Here is a 20295-nt window from a genome sequence, read left to right as displayed (position 1 = left end):
CTGGTCGTCACGCTCCCTTCGCCGCCCGGAACAGGGCGGCTCGTGGGTCGTCGGAGGCGGTGGCCTCGCGGTACTGCTCCAGGGCGTTCAGCGCGTCCCCGGTGACGTGCCGCGGCACCACGACCTCGACGGTGACGAGGAGGTCGCCGCGGGTGCCGTCCTTGCGGGTGGCACCCTTGCCGCGGGCGCGCATGGTGAGGCCGTTGGCGCTGCCGGGGGGCAGCTTCAGCTTCACGGCCGGCCCGTTCAGCGTGGGCACCTCGATGGTGGCGCCCAGGGTGGCCTCGGGGAAGGTGACGGGGACGGTGACGGTGAGATTGTCCCCCTTGCGCCCGAAGACGGGGTGCGGGCCGACGTGCACGGTGACGTAGAGGTCGCCGGGCTGTCCGCCGCGTTCGCCCTGGGCGCCCTTGCCCTTGAGCCGGATGCGCTGGGCGTCCTGGACGCCGGCCGGGATGCGGACCTGCATGGTGTGGGCGGAGCTGGCCCTGCCGCTGCCGTGGCAGTCGACGCACGGGTCGTCGACGATCATTCCGCGCCCGCGGCAGTCCTTGCACGGCTCGGAGAGCGCGAACGCGCCCTGACCGCGGCTGACGGTGCCGGCGCCGACGCAGGTCGGGCAGACCCGCGGGGTGGTGCCGGACTTGGCGCCGGTGCCGTTGCAGCTGCGGCAGGGGGCCTGGCTGGTCATCCGCAGCGGGACGGTCGCACCGTCGACGGCCTCGTCGAAGGCGAGGGTCACCTCGGTCTCGACGTCGGCGCCGCGCCGGGGCTGGGCCTGCCGGCCGCCGCCGCGGTTGAAGAGCCCGCCGAAGACGTCGCCGAGCCCGCCGCTGCCGGTGTTCTGGCTGCCGCTGAAGAGGTCGCCGAAGTCGAAGTTGTAGCTGCCGTTGCCCTGGCCGGGGCCGCCGGCCCGGAAGCCGCCGTTGGCGAAGAGGCTGCGGGCCTCGTCGTACTCCTTGCGGCGCTTCTCGTCGGACAGGACGTCGTAGGCCTCGGAGATGTCCTTGAAGCGTTCCTCGGCCTTGGCGTCGCCCTTGTTGGCGTCCGGGTGGAACTCGCGCGCGAGCTTGCGGTAGGTCTTCTTGATCTCGGCGGCGGTGGCGTCCTTGGGCACGCCGAGGACCTTGTAGTAGTCCTTCTCCACGTAGTCCTTGCCACTCATGCGTCCACCTCGCTCCGCTCGGCAGCCGCTCCGCGCAACACGCGCCTTTCAACGATTCGTTTTTCAACGATTCGCTCGCTGCGCTTGCTCATAGCTGCCGCCACCTCCCGATGTCCATCGTCGCTGCGCTGTCAACAGCCGCTTCACCTGGCGCTGTTGACAGCGCGCTGCGGAGCCGGCCGCCGTACTGGCCGGCGTACGACTCCGCAGCGCACTGGTTGTCAGCTGTCACAGGTTGTCAGCTGTCCGAACCACCGTCGGACTTGTCCGCGTCCCCGGACTTCGCCTCGCCGTCGGGCGCGGCCGTGGTCTGGGTGCCCGGCTGGGGCTCCGCGACGGCGACCATGGCGGGGCGGATGATCCGCTCGCCGATGCGGTAGCCGGGCTGGAGGATCTGCACACAGGTGTCCTCGGTGACGTCCGAGGAGTAGCTGTGCATCAGCGCCTCGTGCATGGTCGGGTCGAAGGGCTCGCCCTCCTTGCCGAACTGCTGGAGGCCCAGCTTGGCGACGACCGTCTCCAGGGACTCGGCGACGGACTTGAAGCCGCCGGTGACCTCGCCGTGCTCGCGGGCGCGGCCGATGTCGTCGAGCACCGGGATCAGGGACTCCAGGATGTTGGAGACCGCGATCTCGCGGACCGTCAGCCGGTCGCGCTCGACCCGCTTGCGGTAGTTCTGGTACTCGGCCTGCAGGCGCTGCAGGTCGGCGGTGCGCTCGGCCGACTCCCGCTTGGCAGCGGCGAGTTCGTCGGAGCCCGCACCGGAGCCGGAGTCGGCGGCGCCGGCTGCGGCGGCCTCCTCGGCGGCCTTGATCACAGCCTCGTCGGCGGCGGAGTCGTCGCCGGGCTTGCCGCCCTGCGGCTTGTCCGTCATGCCGCACCGCCCTTGGGCTTCTCGTCGTCCACGATCTCGGCGTCGACGACGTCGTCGTCCTTGGCCTGGGTGGACTCGCCGGCCGGGGCGGCGGCGTCGGCGTTGGCGTACAGCGCCTGGCCGAGCTTCTGCGCGGTGGTGGAGACCTTCTCCGAGGCTTCGCGGATCTTCGCGATGTCCTCGCCCTTCAGGGCCTCCTTGAGCTCGCCGATGGCGGTCTCGACCTCGGCCTTGACGTCGGCGGGGAGCTTGTCGGTGTTGTCGGCGATGAACTTCTCGGTCGAGTAGACGAGCTGCTCGGCGGAGTTGCGGGTCTCGACGGACTCGCGGCGCTTGTGGTCCTCCTCCGCGTACTGCTCGGCCTCGCGCATCATGCGCTCGATGTCGTCCTTCGGCAGCGCGGAGCCGCCGGTGACGGTCATCTTCTGCTCCTTGCCGGTGCCGAGGTCCTTCGCGCCGACGTGCATGATGCCGTTGGCGTCGATGTCGAAGGTGACCTCGATCTGCGGCAGGCCGCGCGGCGCCGGCGGCAGGCCGGTCAGCTCGAACATGCCCAGCTTCTTGTTGTACGCCGCGATCTCGCGCTCGCCCTGGTAGACCTGGATCTGCACGGACGGCTGGTTGTCCTCGGCCGTGGTGAAGATCTCGGAGCGCTTGGTCGGGATCGTGGTGTTGCGCTCGATCAGCTTGGTCATGATGCCGCCCTTGGTCTCGATGCCGAGGGACAGCGGGGTGACGTCGAGCAGCAGGACGTCCTTGACCTCACCCTTGAGGACACCGGCCTGGAGCGCGGCGCCGATGGCGACGACCTCGTCCGGGTTGACGCCCTTGTTGGCGTCCTTGCCGCCGGTCAGCTCGCGGACGAGCTCGGCGACGGCGGGCATGCGGGTCGAGCCGCCGACCAGGACGACGTGGTCGATCTCGGAGAGCGAGATGCCGGCGTCCTTGATCACGTTGTGGAACGGGACCTTGCAGCGCTCCAGCAGGTCGGAGGTGAGCTGCTGGAACTGGGCGCGGGTGAGCTTCTCGTCCAGGTGCAGCGGACCCTCGGCGGAGGCCGTGATGTAGGGCAGGTTGATCGAGGTCTCGGAGGACGAGGACAGCTCGATCTTGGCCTTCTCGGCGGCCTCGCGCAGACGCTGCAGGGCCATCTTGTCCTTGGACAGGTCGACGCCGTGGCCGGCCTGGAAGACCTTGACCAGGTGGTCGACGACCTTCTGGTCCCAGTCGTCACCACCGAGGTGGTTGTCACCGTTGGTGGCCTTCACCTCGACGACCCCGTCGCCGATCTCCAGCAGGGAGACGTCGAAGGTGCCGCCGCCGAGGTCGAAGACCAGGATGGTCTGGTCGTCCTTGTCGAGGCCGTAGGCCAGGGCGGCCGCGGTCGGCTCGTTGACGATGCGCAGGACGTTGAGGCCCGCGATCTCACCGGCCTCCTTGGTGGCCTGGCGCTCGGAGTCGGAGAAGTACGCCGGAACGGTGATGACGGCGTCGGTGACGGTCTCACCCAGGTAGGCCTCGGCGTCCCGCTTCAGCTTCTGCAGCACGAAGGCGCTGATCTGCTGCGGGTTGAAGTCCTTGCCGTCCAGGTTGATCTTCCACCCGGTGCCCATGTGGCGCTTGACCGAGCGAATGGTGCGGTCGACGTTGGTGACCGCCTGACGCTTGGCCACCTCGCCGACCAGGACCTCGCCGTTCTTCGCGAAAGCGACGACGGACGGCGTGGTCCGCGCGCCCTCGGCGTTCGTGATGACGGTGGGCTCGCCACCTTCCAGAACGCTGACGACCGAGTTCGTCGTACCGAGGTCGATGCCGACCGCGCGTGCCATCGTAAATACCTCCACGGAAGAGTTGAGCTTTACAGGCTCAAGGATGCATGACCGGATGGGTGCCGTCAACAGGGATGAGTCGCTGCCGCTCAACTTTGCTGAGCGTTCTCTTTCCCGCGGCCGCGGTGACTTCCCGTGGCCGTGGTCGCGGCCGTGGTCGCGGCCGCGGCGCGTGTGGCGCCACGTGACTGCCGCCATAGCTTGGGAACCTTCTGGAGGACTGGTGGTGGGCGGTAATGTCCGGGCCGTCGGCCCGGGAAGTTACCGGCGAGTACAATCCCTTCCACGCAAGACCGTTCAAAGACCGCTCAACAGCAAGCCGCAGGAGACGGAGAGCCGATGCAGCTAGCAGCGATCGTCATCTCGCTGGTCACGTTCGTGATCGGCACCGCGCTCGCCGCCCGTGCGGCGCTGTACATCTACAAAGTGGTACGGACCGGCCAGCCGGACCCCACCCGCTTCGGTCAGCCCGCCCAGCGGGTGAAGACCGTCGCGGTCGAGTTCGTCGGACACACCCGGATGAACCGCTGGGGGATCGTGGGCATCGCCCACTGGTTCGTCGCGGTCGGCTTCTTCAGCCTGGTGCTGACCATCGTCAACGCCTTCGGCCAGCTCTTCGACGCCGAGTTCGCGCTGCCGATCATCGGCCACTGGATGCTCTGGCAGCTCTTCGTCGAGCTCGTCGGCACCCTCACCACGCTGGGGATCGCGACGCTGATCGTGATCCGGCTGCTCAGCCTGCCGTCCCGGTCCGGCCGCAAGTCCCGCTTCGCCGGCTCGATCGCCTGGCAGGCCTTCTACGTCGAGTACACGATCCTCGGCATCGGCCTCTGCATCCTGATGCTGCGCGCCCTGGAGGGCGCCCTCAACGGCGTCGACTCGTACGGGCCCGAGCACCTGGTCTCGTACCCGCTGGTCTCCGCCTTCAGCGGCCTGTCGCACGGCACGCTGGAGAACCTGATCTACCTCTTCGCGATGCTGAAGATCTGCATCTCGTTCGCGTGGGCGACCACCATCGGCATCAACCCCTCGATGGGCGTGGCCTGGCACCGCTTCCTCGGCTTCTTCAACATCTACTTCAAGCGCGAGGAGGACGGCGGCACCGCGCTCGGCGCCCTGCGTCCGATGACCAGCGGCGGTCAGCCGATCGACTTCGAGGACCCGGCCGACGACGCCGTGTTCGGCGTCTCCCAGGTCGAGCACTTCTCCTGGAAGGGCATCCTCGACTTCTCCACCTGCACCGAGTGCGGCCGCTGCCAGTCGCAGTGCCCGGCCTGGAACACCGGCAAGCCGCTCTCGCCGAAGCTGCTGATCATGGGCCTGCGCGAGCACGCCTTCGGCAAGGCGCCCTACCTGCTGGCCGGTGGCGGCAAGGACATGGAGGGCGAGGAGAAGGCCACCGCCGAGCAGCTCAAGGACGTCCCGGCGGCCGCCCTGGCCGAGGCCGAGCGCCCGCTGATCGGCACCGCCGAGGAGAACGGCGTCATCGACCCGGACGTCCTGTGGTCCTGCACCACCTGCGGCGCCTGCGTCGAGCAGTGCCCGGTGGACATCGAGCACATCGACCACATCGTCGACATGCGCCGCTACCAGGTGATGATCGAGTCCTCGTTCCCGACCGAGGCCGGGACGATGCTCAAGAACCTGGAGAACAAGGGCAACCCGTGGGGCATGGCCACCAAGGCCCGCCTGGACTGGGTCAAGGAGCTCAAGAAGGAGACCGGCATCGAGGTGCCGGTGATCGGCGAGGACATCGACCCCGCCGAGGTCGAGTACCTCTACTGGGTCGGCTGCGCCGGCGCCCTGGAGGACCGCGCCAAGAAGACCACCAAGGCCTTCGCCGAGCTGCTGCACACCGCGGGCGTGAAGTTCGCCATCCTCGGCAAGGAGGAGTCCTGCACCGGTGACTCCGCCCGCCGGCTGGGCAACGAGTTCCTCTTCCAGATGCTCGGCGCGCAGAACGTCGAGACGCTGAACGCGGCCCTGGAGGACGCGCCGGTCAAGCGGATCGTCGCCACCTGCCCGCACTGCTTCAACACCATCGCCAACGAGTACCCGCAGCTGGGCGGCCACTTCGAGGTCATCCACCACACCCAGCTGCTGCAGCACCTGATCGACGAGGGCAAGCTCGTCCCGGTCAACCCGGTCGAGGGCCTGATCACCTACCACGACCCCTGCTACCTGGGCCGCCACAACAAGGTCTACAGCCCGCCGCGCGAGATCATGGACAAGGTCCCCGGTCTGCGCCAGCAGGAGATGCACCGGCACAAGGAGCGCGGCTTCTGCTGCGGCGCCGGCGGTGCCCGGATGTGGATGGAGGAGCGCATCGGCAAGCGGATCAACACCGAGCGCGTGGACGAGGCGCTGTCCCTCAACCCGGACATCGTCTCCACCGCCTGCCCGTTCTGCCTGGTGATGCTCTCCGACTCGGTCAACGGCAAGAAGAACGAGGGCGCCGCCAAGGAGCACCTGAAGGTGGTCGACGTCGCCCAGCTGCTGCTCGACTCGGTGAAGGCGACCCCGCCGGCCGCCGCCGAGGAGCCTGCGACGGTGGACGCGTAGCGTCCTCTGTTCGACAGTTCTGCTACAACTGCCCGGCCCGGTGGTCGCCGCGAGAGCGCCCGCCGGGCCGGGCTTTTGGGGGGCCGGGACGGGCCGGACCGGGGGCGGATCCGGGGCGGGACTCGTAGGGGAGTGGTGCCAATCGCACGGCCGCCTGAGTGTCCGCCCGTTGGGAGGAAATACAGTAGGCGGCAGACCGGCCTCGCGCCGGTCGACCCGTTCCGGACGGCCGGACGGGTCCTGACCACCGACGGAGGTATCGGCCCGCCGGGCCGGGCCGCAGAGCACAAGGGGAACAGCGCAGACCATGACCGAGGCGATCATGCTGGTCGGTGGTAAGGGCACGCGACTGCGTCCGCTGACCACCCACACCCCCAAGCCCATGCTGCCGGTGGCGGGCGTCCCCTTCATCGCCCACCAGCTGGCCCGCGCGGCCGCCGCCGGCGTCACCCGCGTCGTGCTGGCCACCTCCTACCTGGCCGAGGTCTTCGAGGACCACTTCCAGGACGGCACCCCGTACGGCATCGAGCTGGTCTACCTGACCGAACGCGAGCCGCTGGGCACCGGCGGCGCGATCCGCAACGCGGCGTCCGGGCTGACCTGCGGCCCCGACGAGCCCGTGCTGGTCTTCAACGGCGACATCCTCTCCGGCGTCGACATCGCCGCCCTGCGCGACGGTCACGTGGCCGCCGGGGCCGACGTCACCCTGCACCTCACCCGGGTCGAGGACCCGCGCGCCTTCGGCCTCGTCCCGACCGACGCGAACGGGCGGGTGCTGGAGTTCCTGGAGAAGCCGGAGACGCCCGAGCAGATCGTCACCGACCAGATCAACGCCGGCTGCTACGTCTTCACCCGGTCCGTCATCGACCGCATCCCGGCCGGCCGCGAGGTGTCCGTCGAACGCGAGACCTTCCCCGAGCTGCTGGCCACCGGCGCGCTGCTGCGCGGCGTCGTCGACACCTCGTACTGGCTCGACCTCGGCACCCCGGCCGCGTTCGTCCGCGGCTCGGCCGACCTGGTGCTCGGCAAGGTCGACTCCCCGGCCGTCCCCGGCCCGACCGGCGACGCCCTGCTGCTGCCCGGCGCCACCGTCCACCCCGGCGCGGTGCTCAGCGGCGGCACCGTGGTCTCCGCGAACGCGGTGGTCGAGGCCGGCGCGATCGTCGAGGGCAGCGTGATCCTGCCGGGCGCGGTGGTCGGCCCGGAGACCCTGGTCAAGGACTCCATCGTGGGCGCCTTCGCCACCGTCGGCGCCCGCTCGGCGCTGGACGGCGCGGTGATCGGCGACGGCGCGATCGTCGAGTCCGACAACGAGCTGCCGAACGGCATCCGGATCGCCTGCGGCACCCTGCTGCCGGTCGGCGCGGTCCGCACCTCGGCCGGCCCGGGCGGCTGCCCGGCCGGCACCGCCGCGGCCGCCGCGGTGCACGGGCCCTCGGTCAGCGCGCAGCGGTAGCAGGACGCCGGGTCGCGGTAGCGCTGTCGCCGGGTCGCTGTCGCAGGGTCGCGGTAGCGCCGTCGGCGGATCGGCGGTGGCGCCGTCGGCGGCGGGATTTCGGCCGCGTTCGTCTCAGGCTCGCTGCAAACCGGCCCCGGCTCCGTCCAGGCCCCACGCGGATTGGGCCGGACGGGTACCGTCAGAGCGTGGCTGGTAATCGATACGACAGCGGGCAGGGCGCCGACCCCCACGGCGGGTGGGCGCCCCCTCCGCCGCCGGCGGGGCCCGGGGGGCACGGGCAGACGGACGGGCCGGAGTACTTCACGACCTCGCACCGGGGCGTGACCGACGGCCCCGACGGCAGGCCCGGAGGCCCCGGCGCCCCGGGCCCGCAGGGCGGCTACGACCCGTACGCCGCCGACCGGCCCGGCGGCACCCGGGCCTTCCCGACCGGCGACCCGTACGCGCAGGAGCCGCCCCACCAGGGGTACTACGACCAGGGCCAGTACCCCGGGCACCCCGGACCGGCCGGCTACCCCGGGTACCCGCAGGAGGGGTACGGCGCCGAGGGCTACGACCAGGGCTACGACCAGGGCGGACACCCGCAGGGCGACGGCTACGGCCAGGACGGCTACGGGCCGCAGCAGCAGCCGCCGTACGGCCAGGACAACGTCACCGTCTACCGGGCCGGCGGCCAGTCCGCCCCGCACGTCGCCGGGCCCCGCCCGCACTGGCGCGAACTGCTCATCGGCATCTTCCGCGCCCCCACCGCGACCTTCGACCGCGCCCGCGACCACCAGGTCTGGCTGCCCGCCCTCACCGTCTCGATGCTGTACGGCGCGCTCGCGGTGCTCGGCATCGGCCTGACCCACGACGACATCGTCGACTCGACCTTCACCGTCGCGCTGACCGGCATCGCCGCCGCCGCGATCGGCTTCGCCGTGGCCGGAGCGGTCTTCGGCGGCGTCACCTACGCGCTGGCCCGCCAGCTCGGCGGGGACGGCCCGTGGAAGTCGACGGTCGGCCTGGCCGCGCTGATCGGCTGGCTGACGGACGCGCCCCGGCTGCTGCTCGACCTGGTGCTGCCCTCGGGCAGCGCGGTCGTCCAGGTCGCCGGATGGGCCACCTGGGCGTTCTGCGCGTACCTGCTGACCAGCATGGTCCGGCGGGTGCACGACCTGCCCTGGGGCAAGGCGGCCGCCGCCTCGGCGGTGCAACTGCTCGCGCTGCTGGTGCTGATCAAGCTGCCGACCCTGGGCTGACGGCCGGAGGGCACAATGGTGGACGGATCCCGGTCAGGCCGGGGCCCGTCCACCCTCTTCACCCCCTCAGCCTTCACCCCCCACCCCCTCACGCCTCCACTCCCTCACTCCCCACCCCCTCACTCCCTCACCCGTTCCACGTCACCGGAGCCAGGAATGACCCTCCCCACCACGCACGTCAGCTTCCCGGCCGGGGCGGTGACCGGCGAGTCGACGGTGATCGCGGTGCACCCGCTGGGGGACGGCCGGCACGCCGTCGTGACCGGGGCCACCCCGTTCCACCCGCTCGACCACACCTGGCCCGACCAGCCCGCGGACCTCGGCACCCTCACCGTCGACGGCACCGAGCTGGCCGTCGTCGACTGCCTCACCGGCGCCGTCGGCCCGGACGGTGGAACGCCGCTGGCCGGGGCCGACATCCCGGTCCGGCGCGGCGACGAGGAGTGGTCCTGGCTGGTCCTGCACGTCGTCGACACCGACCCCGGCGACCTCGTCGGGCGCACCGCCGTCCTCGCCGTCGACGCCGACCGCCGGGCCGCCCTCAGTGCCTCGCACAGCGGCTGCCACCTGCTCGCCCTCGCCCTCAACGAGGCCCTCGCGCCGCGCTGGCGCAAGGATCCGGGCCGCTCCGACGCCCTCGGCCACCCCGACTTCGACAGCCTCGCGATGGCCACCTCGGTGATGGACACCGAGGCCAGCACCGACACCTACCGGCTCGGCAAGTCGCTGAAGAAGAAGGGCTTCACGGCGGACGCCACCGACGAGCTCCCCGCCCTCGCGGACGCCCTGCCCGCCCTCACCGAGGCCGTCAACGCCCGGCTCGCAGCCTGGGTCGCCGCCGACGCCCCGGTCCGCATCGAGGTCCCCGGCCCCGAGCTCACCGCCCGCCGCCAGTGGCACTGCGAGCTGCCCGAGGGCGGCGCGCAGATCTCCTGCGGCGGCACCCACCTGCACCACCTCGGCGAACTCGCCGAACTCCGCACCGAACTGCGGCTCTCCGAGGACGGCACCGAACTGGTCGCCGTCACCCGCCCCAAGCGGGCCTGAGCACCCGGGAAACGCGACGGGCGGCCGCCCCTCGTCCGTCATCGGCGAGGGTCGGCCGCCCGTACTGCGTGCGCTCCGCCCGGATCAGACGTCGGTGCGGTGGAAGTTCAGGAACGAACGGGACGGCGTCGGGCCGCGCTGGCCCTGGTAGCGCGAGCCGTACCGCTCCGAGCCGTACGGGTGCTCCGACGGCGAGGAGAGCCGGAACAGGCAGAGCTGCCCGATCTTCATCCCCGGGTACAGCTTGATCGGCAGCGTCGCGACGTTCGACAGCTCCAGCGTCACGTGACCGTTGAAACCGGGGTCGATGAAGCCGGCCGTCGAGTGCGTCAGCAGGCCCAGCCGGCCCAGGCTCGACTTGCCCTCCAGCCGGGACGCCACGTCGTCGGGCAGCGAGATGACCTCGTACGTCGAGGCCAGCACGAACTCGCCCGGGTGCAGGATGAACGCGTCGTCGCCCTCGGGCTCCACCAGCCGGGTCAGGTCCGGCTGCTCCTCGGAGGGGTCGATGTGCGGGTAGCGGTGGTTCTCGAACACGCGGAAGAAGCGGTCGAGGCGCACGTCGATGCTCGACGGCTGGATCATCGCCGGGTCGAACGGGTCGACGACGACCCGACCCAGGTCGATTTCGGTCCGGATGTCCTTGTCAGAGAGCAGCACGCTTCGAGGTTACGTGCACGACAGGGCCCCGGACGAATCCGCCCGGGGCCCGTTCCGTCCTCGCGTCGACCGTCAGGCCAGGAACTCCGCGGCCTCCAGCCGCAGCGCCCGGTCCAGCTGCGGCGCCGACAGCTCCCGCACGTCGGCCAGCACCGAACTCCTCAGCCGCCCGCACTGCGGACAGCGGATCAGCCGCCCGGGCCCGAGCCGGCCCGGACCGAGGTTCTGCATCGGGAACGTGGTGGTGCTGAACAGGTGCCCCTCGGCACAACGAACGACGGCGCGCTGCTCCATCGATCCCCTTCCCATCCCTAACCCAGTACTCACCCGTACTCATCGCGCCCCGCGGGACCTCGCCCCGGGACAGCGTCACATTAGGGGATGCTCCGGACATTCCACACCGTGGCTCGCCGCCCCGAACCCACCCGCCGGAGCACTCGTACGCGGCCCACACAGTACGCCCCCCACCCACCCCCGCCCGCCCCGCCACTCCCCGGGCGGGCCGTGCAACCACAGTCGCGAATGGGGTACAGTGACACTGGATTGAGCGGTCTCTGACGGCTCATCAGGCGGGCGTAGTTTAATGGTAGAACATGAGCTTCCCAAGCTTAGAGCGCGAGTTCGATTCTCGTCGCCCGCTCCATACCGAGAGCCGCAGGTCATCTGACCTGCGGCTCTTGTGTTGTCCGGGCCACTTCGGGTCCGCCGTGCCGGATCCGTGTTCGCGGAGGGGTGGCCGTAGTTCGATCGGGTTCGCACTGTTGTTTCCGTCGCTCGCGGTAACGCATGGTGGATCAATCGGATACGGGCTGCCCGCAGCCCTGTTGTCTCATGGAGCCGCGCGGGCGGCGGTTGCCTGCCAGGGGAGGACGCAGATGATCAGGGTTCTGTTAGCCGAGGACATGACCATGGTGCGCAGCGCGCTGATGGCACTCCTCGCGTACGAGGACGATCTGGAGGTCGTCGCGGACGTCGAACGCGGTGACCTGGTGGTGCCGACGGCGCTGCGGGTCCGGCCGGACGTGGCGGTGCTCGACATCGACATGCCCGGTCTGGACGGGCTCCGGGCCGCGGCCGAGTTGCACGACAAGCTCCCGACGTGCGGGACGCTCATCCTGACCGGGCTGGCGAGACCCGCGCATCTGCGCAGTGCGATGTCCGTTCACGTGCTCGGGTTCCTCGGCAAGGACGCCCCGGCCGAGGAACTGGCCGCGGCGATCAGGAAGGTGGCCGCCGGCGAGCGCGCCATCGACCCGGAGCTGGCCCTCGCCGCCCTGGGGGCGCGCGAGAACCCGCTGACGCCCAGGGAGTTGGACACCCTGCGCCTGGCCGCGGAAGGTGCCTCCGTCACGGAGATCGCCGCCCGGCTGTTCATTTCGGCGGGAACCGCCCGCAACCACCTGGCCGCCGCGGTGACCAAGGCCGGGGGACGCAGCCGGGTGGACGCCATTCGGATCGCCGAGGAGATGGGCTGGCTCTCCGCCGGCCCTCGCCCCTCATAGGGCCCCGGCCCCGGCGGGTCGCTGCCAGTGGCCGGCGAGGTCGCGGTAGAGCCCCGAGCGCGCCAGCAGTTCCTCGTGGTTTCCCACGGTGGCGTCCGTCCCGTCCATCACGAGGACTCGACGGGCCCGCAGGGCCGAGCTCATCCGGTGGGCGATGATCACCAGGGTCCCCGGACGCCGGATGAACGCCTCCTCTGCCCGAGCTTCCGAGACCGGGTCGAGATGGCACGTCGCCTCGTCCAGGATGACGAGTTCGGCAGGCGACAGGTAGGCGCGGGCCAGGGCGATCTGCTGGCGCTCGCCGGCCGAGAGCGCATCCGCCGGGACGGTGGCCCGATAGCCGCCGAGCCGCTCGACCAGCCGTTCCAGACCGATGGCGGCCACGGCCACCTCCCACTCGTCCGAGCTCGCGGCGGGGTTGAGGTAGGTCAGGTTCTCGGCCAAGGTTCCGGAGAAGACGTAGGCCTCCTGCGGGATCAGGACGCGGCGGTGGACCAGCGCGGCTGCGAGGTCGGGCAGCGGGCGGCCGTCGAATCGCACCTCGCCGCTCGTGGGCCGGAGGAGTCCGGCGATCAGGCCGGCGAAGGTCGACTTCCCGATCCCGCTGGGGCCGACCACGACCAGGTGGTCCCCGGCTTCGATGACGAGGTCGAGGTCGCGCACCACCGGTTCGGCACCGGGGCCGTAGGCGAAGGTGACCTGGTTCAGCTCCACGCCGCGCCCGAGGCCGGTCCCGCCGCGCGGGCCTGCCGGCTGGTGGGGGCCTTCCACGGCCCCGGCCGCCGGGGCCTGCACGGCCGGAGTGGATTCCAGGATGCGGCGCAGGGTGACGGCCAGTCGGACACCGCTCCCGCCCAGGCCCTGGACGAGGGTCTGCAGCGCGGGTTGGAGTCCCTGCATGATGTAGGTGACCGAGCCGAGGAGGGCCCCGGCCGTCACCCCTTGCCCGGTCAGCCAGGACGCGCTGGACAGCAGAAGGACCAGCGGTAGCCAGCCGCCGACGGCCAGCACCATGGTCCGGTTCGCCGTCAGCCGGGCGATCCGCTGCGCTGCGTCGGCCTGCCGCCGGACGGCCGCCTCCAGCCGGTCGCCCGTCCACCGCTCGGCGCCGGCGGCGGTCACGTCGCGCAGTCCGGCGATGACGGTGCCGGCCATCGCGGCGAGGTGTTCGTCCGCGAGGAGCAGTTCGCGCTGGCCGTCGGTCGTCCGGCGCAGCATCAGCGCCAGCAGTCCTGCTGCGGCGACCAGCGGCGGCAGGACCACGGCCAGGACCACGGGCTCCAGGAAGCACATGCCCAGCAGTGCGCCGCCCACCGTGAAGACGAACCTGCGGACGACCATGGTGATCCCGGCGTACGCCTCGCGGACGATCTCCACCTGGTGCGTCAGCCGGGCAACTCCCGATGTGTCGGGACGCCCCGGAAGTGCTTCGACCGTGTGCAGCCCGCCGGTCACCACCCGCCGCACCAGCTCGTCCCGGAGGGGTTCCACCAGGGCCGCCAATCGCGGGTACACCTGGCGGGTCGCCCATGCGCCGAGGAAGACCGCGGCCCCGAGCAGCGCCAGGTAGGCCATCCCGGCCATCGGCCGGCCGGCGCCGAAGCCGGAGTCGACCGAGGCCGCCACCAGCCGGCCGGCGGCGAACCCGGGCACTGCCTCCACCATCGACCACAGCGCCAGTTGCCCGACCACGCGGGGCTGACGGCGAAGCGGGGCGATCAGCTCGGTCCGTAGCGGGACGGGCCGGTCGGCCGGCGATCCGCTCACGCTGCTCATGCGGTCACCTCGGCCTGTCGGGGACGCGCTGCGGTGTGCTCCGCGCCGCCCCCGCCGGGCGACGGCTCGGGTTGGAACACGGCCCGGTACTCGGGCAGACCCCAGAGCTCGCTGTGCGGGCCGACCTGCCGGATGCCGCCGTCGTCCAGCCACGCCACCAGATCGCACCGGGCGGCGGTGGAGGCCCGGTGGGCCACGACCAGGCGCGTACGGCTGCCCGACCCGGTGGTGAGAGCAGCACTGATCCGGAACTCGGTGACGGTGTCGAGGCTGGAGGTCGCGTCGTCGAGGATCAGGACCTTGCCCTGGTGTGCGAACGCCCGGGCCAGGCCGATGCGTTGGATCTCGCCCCCGGACATCGGCACCTTCCGGACGTCGGTGCGGTAGCCCTCCGGCAGCCGCTGGACGAACGCGTCGATGCAAGCGGCCGCAGCGGCCCGGGCGATTCGCGGCCGGTCCGCCTCCGCCGCATCGCCGAGCGCGATGGCCTCCCCGACGGTCCCGCCCAACAAGGCCGGGCGCTCGAAGGCGTACGCGATCGCGCCGCGGAGCCCGTCGTGCGACAGATCCGGCAACGGCACCCCGTCCAGCAGCACCGTGCCGTCCTGTGGGTCCGTCAATCGTCCGACAACGGAGGCGAGAACGGACTTGCCCGCGCCGGAGCGGCCCACAAGAGCGAGTGAAGTCCCGCCGGGCACCGTCAGGTTGACGCCTTCGAACAGCGTCTCCCGCGCGACCCGCACGGTGACGTCGCGGAGTTCCAGACGCCCGGTGCCGGTCGGCAGCTCCCTGGTCCCGTACGCCATGGCGGGCTCCGCCATGACCTCCTCGATCCGTCCGGCAGCGGCCCTGGAGCGGGCGATCCTGCCGAGGAGCATCGCGGTCATGCCGACTCCCGCGCCCAGGGCGGCGTAGCGGGCGGCGGCCAGCATCTCACCGGGCGTGACGCGGCCCGCCGCCAGGCCGAACCCGGCGACCGAGAGCACAGCGACCTCCAACAGCGGCACCAGGAGAGCGCTTTGCGCCGCCACCTTGGTCTGTGCCCGCCAGAACCCGTGTCCGACGCTGCTCAGTTCGGGGAGCGGACGCAGGACCCGTTCCGCCTCCTGGTCCGCGGTCCCCGCCGCGGCGATGGTCCGCATTCCGCCCAAGGCCTCGACGAAGCCCGCGGCGATGGCCCCTTGGACCCGCTGGTAGCGGGCGATCAGGGCCGACATGTCCTGCGCGTACGACCGCAGGAAGAGGAACAGTGCGGGCATGCCGACGAGGAAGGTCGCAGCCAGCCGCGGGTCGATCAGCCAGAGCGCGACGACGCTGGTGAGCGTCGGGATGGCGGACAGCGCCGCCCACACGGCGGCCTCCCCCACGGCACCCGCGTCCGCAGCGCCGCCGATCAGTCGGGTGGTGAGGTCGCCGGGGCTGAAACGGGCGGTGGCCCGCCCGCCCAGGGTCAGCAGGTGGGCGAGTTGGGCGCGGCGCAGCCAGGCCGTGGCAGTGGCGGAGCTCCGGCCCGCCGCGAGGTCGGCCAGCACCTCGCAGACGATGAACAGGGCGATCGCGAAGGAACAGGTGGTGATCCGCCCGTCCGCGGTGCGGCCGGCCATCGCGCTGTCCACCGCGGCACCGACCAGGGCGGGGAGGAGCACCTGGGCCACCACGCTCCCGAGCGCCGAGAGCACCAGGAGGACGGCCCAGCCGCCGGCTTGCCGAACCGTGCGCAGCAGCAGCCGGTCAGCGGCACGGCTGAATCGGGGGCCGGCACGGTCGCCCGTTTCCAGGGGGTCGGTCATCGCTCTGCCCGTCCAGGTCGTCGCGGTGGACTGCTGAATCTTCGGCCGTGCGTCGACCGTGCGGAGGACGCAAGGCGCAGGCCACCCGGCCCCGGGCAGGTGCCCGCCCAGGACCGGGTGGCCTCACCGACTAGCGGGTCGGCTGGCGTCAGTTGCAGAACAGCCAGCTGGAGTTCGAGCAGTCGGAGCTCTGACCGCTGCCCATCGGGGTCATCTCCTCCGCCTCGGTGGGGAGTTCCATCGTCTGCAGGTCGAGCAGTGCCATGGTCGTTCCTTTCGGGTTGTCGTGCGGGTGGTCAGTGCTGTGCCGGGTGCTGCGACGGAACCGAACCGGTCGGCGTCAGTTGCAGAACAGCCAGCTGGAGTTCGAGCAGTCGGTGCTCTGACCGCTGCCCATCGGGGTCATCTCCTCCGCCTCGGTGGGGAGTTCCATCGTCTGCAGGTCGAGCAGTGCCATGGTCGTTCCTTTCAGGTGGATGCGGTCTCGCCCTTGTGGGCACCCTTCCGGGGTCGGAAGGGAAGTCTGTGGGGTGGCGCGGTCACGCGGCCCGGTGGAGGGCGTCGCCCGGCCGGGAGGGCCGCTGCGGCCGGCGGTCCGTGCCGGTTCAGGCGGAGCCGGTGCGGCCGAGGAACGGCAGGTGGACCGGGCCTTCGCCCAGGGCCGAGCCGAGGGCGAGCAGCACCCCCGCGGAGCCGGTGGCGAGGTCCATCGACAGTCGGAGCAGCTGCTCGCCGGGGTAGGCGAGGTGGCCCTGGTAGGAGAGAGCGTGCCAGGAGAGGGCCCTGATCTGCACAGCCACGTCGGGGTCGTCCGCCGGCCGTGGGTGCCGTGACGTCGAAGCGAGGTGCTGCAGGATGCCGGCCCTGCCGTTGAAGAGGCCGGACAGGACGTAGTGCTCGGACTGCGAGGAGATCCGCACACCGGCGGTGGCGGTGCGGAACTGCTCGTCCTCGCGGTGCGCCAGGTAGAGCTCCAGAACCATCGCGAGACCCGCGCTGCCGGTCGCGAGGTAGGGCATCGAGCGCCATCCCTCGTTGACGTGCAGGGCGCCGTCCGCGCGGACCAGGCAGCGGCGCAGGTCCTGCCTCAGTGCGGTGGCGGCCAGATCCAGGAAGGTCTCGTCGCGGGTCTGTTCGTACAGCCGGACGAACATCAGGGCGGGTCCGGCGGAGCCGCGCATCAGCCCCGCATACGGATGGCGTCCGCCGCTGGTCACGGGCACGTCGTCCGCTCCGCCGAGCTGCCCCGACACCAGGTCGGCGGCCCGGAAGGCGGCGTCGCGCAGCGAGGATTCCCCGGTGACGTCGGCGAGGTGCACGAAGTTGAGCGCGAGACCGGAGAGACCGCTCAGGAGGTCGGTCCCCAGACCTTCCCAGGCCTCGGCGAGGCAGAGCTCGATCACCTTCAATGCCTCGCTCCGGTGGCCGAGACGATCGAGGACGTGGGCCACGCCGTGCAGGCCGTCGTAGAAACCCAACCGGGCGCGCTGGTCCCTGCGCAGGGCGCGGTCCAGCAACCACTGCTCGTGTTCCGGGAAACGGCCGGCTCCGGTCACGTCCAGCGCGTACAGCACTCCGGCGGCGCCGTGGGCGAGGTTGAGTCCGCCCGTCTTGAACTGCTCGATGTCGCCGGGGAAGAGCCGGTCGTCACGGTCCGGGGTGGCGCTGGCCAGGATGGCGCCCGCCAGCGAGTCGCGGGTGCTTGCCCAGCCGTCCTGACGTGGCGTCGGCAAGGGCGCCGTGGCCAGTCCGGAGCCGGAGCCGGAGCCGGAGCCAATGGCGTCGGTACGGGTCGGGCCGAGGATGTCCCGCACCGCGGCGTCGAGGAAGTCCTGTGGCACCGGGAACCGGGCGGCGATCTCCTCCGCCAGGTGCCTGGCCTTGCCGATGTCCTGGCGGAGCAGGGCGGTCAGGGGCAGGAACATCGCGAGCCGGATGCAGCCCAAGGCGTACCGGTCGATGTCGAACCCGGTCCGGTCGCGCGGTGCCGCGTAGGCGGGGTTGCCGAGCGCCGGTTTGGTCTCGGCCTCCACCCCGGCCGCGACCTCGTAGTCGATCAGCGCGACGCGGCCATCGGGCCGGACCATGACGTTGAACGGATGCAGGTCGCCGAAGACCACTCCGCGCCCGTGCAGCGCGTCGACCGCCTCCTCGATGGCGCGACAGATCCCGAGGGCCCAGTCCGTGTACTCGGCGATTTCCGCCTTGTCCGGCCTGGACTTGTTGTATGGGTAGCGCTGGCCGAAGAACTTGTTGAGCGGCTGACCGTCCAGGAATTCCTCGACCAGGAAATGGTGGTCGCCGACCACGAAGTAGTCGATGGCCTTGGGCACTACGCTCAGTCCGGCGAGCCGTTCGAGAACGTCCCGCTCGCGTTGGAGCCGGGCGACCGCGTCCGCCCCGTCGCTGGTCAGACCGGCGTGGGCCCGGGCCTCCTTGAGCACGATCTGCTGCCCGGTCCGTTCGTCCTCGCCGACGTAGAGGCCGCCGCCGTTCGAGAAGTGCAGCACCTTCTGGATCCGGTAGGGCAGGTCCTCGACCGACTCCTGCTGCCGGGCCCTCAGTTGGGGAGCCAGGAAGTCCGGAAGCGTCACCCACGGCGGAACGTGGAAGGCCGGATCGCGCCGGTCGGGCACCAGCGTTCCGTCGGGCGCCTCGATGGCCTGGATGAGCAGGCCCTGGTCGGAGACCATGTGCCGCTCGGCGAAGCCGCCGTAGCGCACGTACAGTGGGCCGGCGTTCCACCGCAGGTCACTCAGGATGTAGGGCCCGGTCTCGCCCCCGATGCGGAGGTCGAGCGCCTCCAGCACGGCCTTCAGTTGGGCCTCGTCCCGAGGGTAGATGGTGACGAGCTTGCCGCTGGAGCCTCGGTGTGCGTACTTCATGTTCCGGGTGTGCAGGATGTGGCGGCCGGACAGGTGCTTGAACGCGATGCGCTCGCTCATGCAGTGGTCCCAGACCTCGTCGAGAATCCTGTCGGCGTTCTCCGCTCGGCCGGACGTGTGGATCTTCCAGCCCTGCCGGGGCAGCGGCCTGCCGCCCTCGGGGCGGTATATCACCCAGTCACCGTTCCGGATCCGGCTCCAGCCCTCGGGCACCGCCCGGTCGGACAAGGCGAAATCCAGGCCCTCCTCCTTCAACTCGGTGGGCGAGTCGAAGAATGTCGGATCAGCCATACAGTACACATCGTAATGCTGGGACATCACTACCCCCGTGACTTATCCGAAGTACTCCAAAGCAATGAGCGGCCGAACCGTCGGAAGTCCGGAAAACCGGACAGAAGCTATCTTTGCCGAATTCCGGAGGTTCGCGTTTGATTATTTCGAACAAGTACGATCCTGGCATCCGAGAGGCCTTTTGGCTACGAGGTACTCCATGAAATGCCCCATGCGATTCGCATGGATGTGTCCATGGATTGTCCACTTCCGGACCCTCCCGGACGGGCCGCCAGAAGGCCTGGTGGCCGTTTGACCTGGGAAGGAGCATTTGGGGGTGCCGCCCGACCGCTGTCCGGAAGCTGTCGGAGGTCCAGGCGGGCGGTGTGGATTTGGCTAAGCTTGCGGTAAATGAGGGCAGGGCGCCACATCGAGGAGGGGATTCCCGTTTTCTCGCGGACTGCGGATTCCAGCGATCCGGAACAGGCCCATTCCGCTTCGGAGCCGGACCTGGCGGTGCGGCTCGACGGGGTGAGCAAGGTGTACGGGCGCGGGGCGGGGGCCGTGCACGCCCTGCGCGAGGTGTCGATGGAGTTCCGGCGGGGCGGGTTCACCGCGGTGATGGGGCCCTCGGGGTCCGGGAAGAGCACGTTCCTGCACTGCGCCGCCGGGCTCGACCGTCCGACCTCCGGTCAGGTCCGGCTGGCCGGCGTGGAGCTGGGGGCGCTCGGCGACACCGAGCTGACCGTCCTGCGCCGGCAGCGGATCGGCTTCGTCTTCCAGTCCTTCAACCTCCTGCCCTCCCTGACGGTCGAGCAGAACGTCACGCTGCCGCTGCGACTGGCCCGGCGCCGGGCGGACCGGGCCTGGCTGGGGGAGATCCTCGACCGGACCGGCCTCGCCGACCGGGTGCGGCACCTGCCCACCCAGCTGTCGGGCGGTCAGCAGCAGCGGGTGGCGATCGCCCGGGCCCTGGTGACGCGACCCGAGGTCGTCTTCGCGGACGAGCCCACGGGCGCCCTGGACAGCACCACCGGTACGGAGGTCCTGCGGCTGCTGCGGCACGTCGTCGACGGACTGGGGCAGACCGTGATCATGGTGACGCACGACCCGGTCGCCGCCTCCCACGCGGACCAGGTGTTCTTCCTGGCGGACGGCTCCTTCGTCGAGGCACTCGCCAGCCCCTCGCCCGAGCAGGTCGCGGACCGGATGACCCACCTGGGAAGGCGCTGAAC

General features: G+C 71.0%; 15 protein-coding genes, 1 tRNA gene and 1 pseudogene. 7 read left to right on the top strand and 10 right to left on the bottom strand.

The features are described from left to right. Nucleotides 1–7 precede the first annotated feature (7 nt). The 3 genes from dnaJ to dnaK form a co-directional block, all read right to left on the bottom strand. On the bottom strand, nucleotides 8–1165 hold the full coding sequence (gene dnaJ, locus ACIO9K_RS05170; protein ID WP_363619454.1) for a molecular chaperone DnaJ: 1158 nt from the start codon (nucleotides 1163–1165) through the stop codon (nucleotides 8–10). A 238-nt stretch (nucleotides 1166–1403) separates the two neighbouring features. After that, nucleotides 1404–2039, bottom strand: coding sequence for a nucleotide exchange factor GrpE (grpE, locus tag ACIO9K_RS05165; protein ID WP_350876575.1), 636 nt, complete (start codon nucleotides 2037–2039; stop codon nucleotides 1404–1406). Further along, nucleotides 2036–3868 carry a molecular chaperone DnaK gene (dnaK, locus tag ACIO9K_RS05160; protein ID WP_350876573.1) on the bottom strand — a complete coding sequence of 611 codons (1833 nt, stop codon included), beginning with the start codon at nucleotides 3866–3868 and terminating at the stop codon, nucleotides 2036–2038. The genes grpE and dnaK overlap by 4 nt, the downstream gene beginning before the upstream one ends. A 339-nt stretch (nucleotides 3869–4207) precedes the next feature. Between dnaK and ACIO9K_RS05155 the strand changes: the two genes are divergently transcribed. The 4 genes and pseudogenes from ACIO9K_RS05155 (at nucleotide 4208) to ACIO9K_RS05140 (ending at nucleotide 10177) form a co-directional block, all read left to right on the top strand. Further along, a complete protein-coding gene (locus ACIO9K_RS05155; RefSeq protein ID WP_363619455.1) occupies nucleotides 4208–6430 on the top strand; it encodes a (Fe-S)-binding protein in 2223 nt (740 codons plus the stop codon). Nucleotides 6431–6737: 307 nt separating this feature from the next. Next, nucleotides 6738–7811, top strand: a pseudogene (locus ACIO9K_RS05150) (sugar phosphate nucleotidyltransferase); the annotation flags it as partial. A 263-nt stretch (nucleotides 7812–8074) separates the two neighbouring features. Continuing rightward, nucleotides 8075–9130, top strand: coding sequence for a Yip1 family protein (locus tag ACIO9K_RS05145; protein ID WP_363619456.1), 1056 nt, complete (start codon nucleotides 8075–8077; stop codon nucleotides 9128–9130). A gap of 156 nt (nucleotides 9131–9286) precedes the next feature. Beyond that, nucleotides 9287–10177 carry a metal-dependent hydrolase gene (locus ACIO9K_RS05140; RefSeq protein WP_363619457.1) on the top strand — a complete coding sequence of 297 codons (891 nt, stop codon included), beginning with the start codon at nucleotides 9287–9289 and terminating at the stop codon, nucleotides 10175–10177. An 84-nt stretch (nucleotides 10178–10261) separates the two neighbouring features. On the opposite strand, the gene dcd is transcribed toward ACIO9K_RS05140, so the two are convergent. Both dcd and ACIO9K_RS05130 read right to left on the bottom strand, forming a co-directional pair. After that, nucleotides 10262–10837 carry a dCTP deaminase gene (dcd, locus tag ACIO9K_RS05135; RefSeq protein ID WP_363579803.1) on the bottom strand — a complete coding sequence of 192 codons (576 nt, stop codon included), beginning with the start codon at nucleotides 10835–10837 and terminating at the stop codon, nucleotides 10262–10264. 72 nt (nucleotides 10838–10909) lie between these two features. Beyond that, a complete protein-coding gene (locus ACIO9K_RS05130; RefSeq protein ID WP_079135746.1) occupies nucleotides 10910–11131 on the bottom strand; it encodes a hypothetical protein in 222 nt (73 codons plus the stop codon). A 275-nt stretch (nucleotides 11132–11406) separates the two neighbouring features. Here ACIO9K_RS05130 and ACIO9K_RS05125 point away from each other — a divergent pair. Both ACIO9K_RS05125 and ACIO9K_RS05120 read left to right on the top strand, forming a co-directional pair. Then, nucleotides 11407–11480 (top strand) — tRNA-Gly (locus ACIO9K_RS05125). 232 nt (nucleotides 11481–11712) lie between these two features. Next, nucleotides 11713–12339 (top strand): response regulator transcription factor, encoded by a 627-nt coding sequence (locus ACIO9K_RS05120; RefSeq protein WP_363619458.1) that lies wholly within the window; start codon nucleotides 11713–11715, stop codon nucleotides 12337–12339. Here ACIO9K_RS05120 and ACIO9K_RS05115 read toward each other — a convergent pair. The 5 genes from ACIO9K_RS05115 to lanKC all read right to left on the bottom strand — a co-directional run bounded on the left by ACIO9K_RS05115 (nucleotide 12334) and on the right by lanKC (nucleotide 19081). Beyond that, nucleotides 12334–14115, bottom strand: a complete 1782-nt coding sequence (locus ACIO9K_RS05115; protein ID WP_400327181.1) for an ABC transporter ATP-binding protein — start codon at nucleotides 14113–14115, stop codon at nucleotides 12334–12336. The genes ACIO9K_RS05120 and ACIO9K_RS05115 overlap by 6 nt on opposite strands. Beyond that, nucleotides 14112–15905, bottom strand: a complete 1794-nt coding sequence (locus ACIO9K_RS05110; protein WP_400327179.1) for an ABC transporter ATP-binding protein — start codon at nucleotides 15903–15905, stop codon at nucleotides 14112–14114. Before ACIO9K_RS05110 ends, ACIO9K_RS05115 begins: the two co-directional genes overlap by 4 nt. A gap of 148 nt (nucleotides 15906–16053) precedes the next feature. Beyond that, a complete protein-coding gene (locus tag ACIO9K_RS05105) occupies nucleotides 16054–16170 on the bottom strand; it encodes a SapB/AmfS family lanthipeptide (protein WP_363619461.1) in 117 nt (38 codons plus the stop codon). A gap of 75 nt (nucleotides 16171–16245) precedes the next feature. Beyond that, nucleotides 16246–16362: a SapB/AmfS family lanthipeptide gene (locus ACIO9K_RS05100; RefSeq protein WP_363619462.1), complete on the bottom strand. Its 117-nt coding sequence runs from the start codon at nucleotides 16360–16362 to the stop codon at nucleotides 16246–16248. Nucleotides 16363–16510: 148 nt separating this feature from the next. Continuing rightward, nucleotides 16511–19081, bottom strand: a complete 2571-nt coding sequence (lanKC, locus tag ACIO9K_RS05095) for a class III lanthionine synthetase LanKC (protein WP_400327176.1) — start codon at nucleotides 19079–19081, stop codon at nucleotides 16511–16513. 510 nt (nucleotides 19082–19591) lie between these two features. On the opposite strand from lanKC, the gene ACIO9K_RS05090 reads away from it, so the two are divergent. Beyond that, the gene (locus ACIO9K_RS05090; RefSeq protein WP_400327174.1) at nucleotides 19592–20293 is read left to right on the top strand and encodes an ABC transporter ATP-binding protein; all 702 of its coding nucleotides are present in this window, start codon (nucleotides 19592–19594) and stop codon (nucleotides 20291–20293) included. The last annotated feature ends 2 nt before the right edge of the window (nucleotides 20294–20295 follow it).

Origin of the sequence: Kitasatospora sp. NPDC087271, assembly GCF_044744605.1 — a bacterium.
Lineage (GTDB): Bacteria > Actinomycetota > Actinomycetes > Streptomycetales > Streptomycetaceae > Kitasatospora.
Note: the sequence above shows the minus strand (reverse complement) of the source record. Positions and strands in the feature narration are given on the sequence as shown.

Excerpts from the sequence above, each read along its gene's own strand:
- dnaJ (WP_363619454.1), bottom strand. The coding sequence starts at position 1,165 with ATGAGTGGCAAGGACTACGTGGAGAAGGACTACTACAAGGTCCTCGGC.
- grpE (WP_350876575.1), bottom strand. The coding sequence starts at position 2,039 with ATGACGGACAAGCCGCAGGGCGGCAAGCCCGGCGACGACTCCGCCGCC.
- dnaK (WP_350876573.1), bottom strand. The coding sequence starts at position 3,868 with ATGGCACGCGCGGTCGGCATCGACCTCGGTACGACGAACTCGGTCGTC.
- ACIO9K_RS05155 (WP_363619455.1), top strand. The coding sequence starts at position 4,208 with ATGCAGCTAGCAGCGATCGTCATCTCGCTGGTCACGTTCGTGATCGGC.
- ACIO9K_RS05140 (WP_363619457.1), top strand. The coding sequence starts at position 9,287 with ATGACCCTCCCCACCACGCACGTCAGCTTCCCGGCCGGGGCGGTGACC.
- ACIO9K_RS05130 (WP_079135746.1), bottom strand. The coding sequence starts at position 11,131 with ATGGAGCAGCGCGCCGTCGTTCGTTGTGCCGAGGGGCACCTGTTCAGC.
- ACIO9K_RS05120 (WP_363619458.1), top strand. The coding sequence starts at position 11,713 with ATGATCAGGGTTCTGTTAGCCGAGGACATGACCATGGTGCGCAGCGCG.
- ACIO9K_RS05115 (WP_400327181.1), bottom strand. The coding sequence starts at position 14,115 with ATGAGCAGCGTGAGCGGATCGCCGGCCGACCGGCCCGTCCCGCTACGG.
- ACIO9K_RS05110 (WP_400327179.1), bottom strand. The coding sequence starts at position 15,905 with ATGACCGACCCCCTGGAAACGGGCGACCGTGCCGGCCCCCGATTCAGC.
- ACIO9K_RS05105 (WP_363619461.1), bottom strand. The coding sequence starts at position 16,170 with ATGGCACTGCTCGACCTGCAGACGATGGAACTCCCCACCGAGGCGGAG.
- ACIO9K_RS05100 (WP_363619462.1), bottom strand. The coding sequence starts at position 16,362 with ATGGCACTGCTCGACCTGCAGACGATGGAACTCCCCACCGAGGCGGAG.
- lanKC (WP_400327176.1), bottom strand. The coding sequence starts at position 19,081 with ATGGCTGATCCGACATTCTTCGACTCGCCCACCGAGTTGAAGGAGGAG.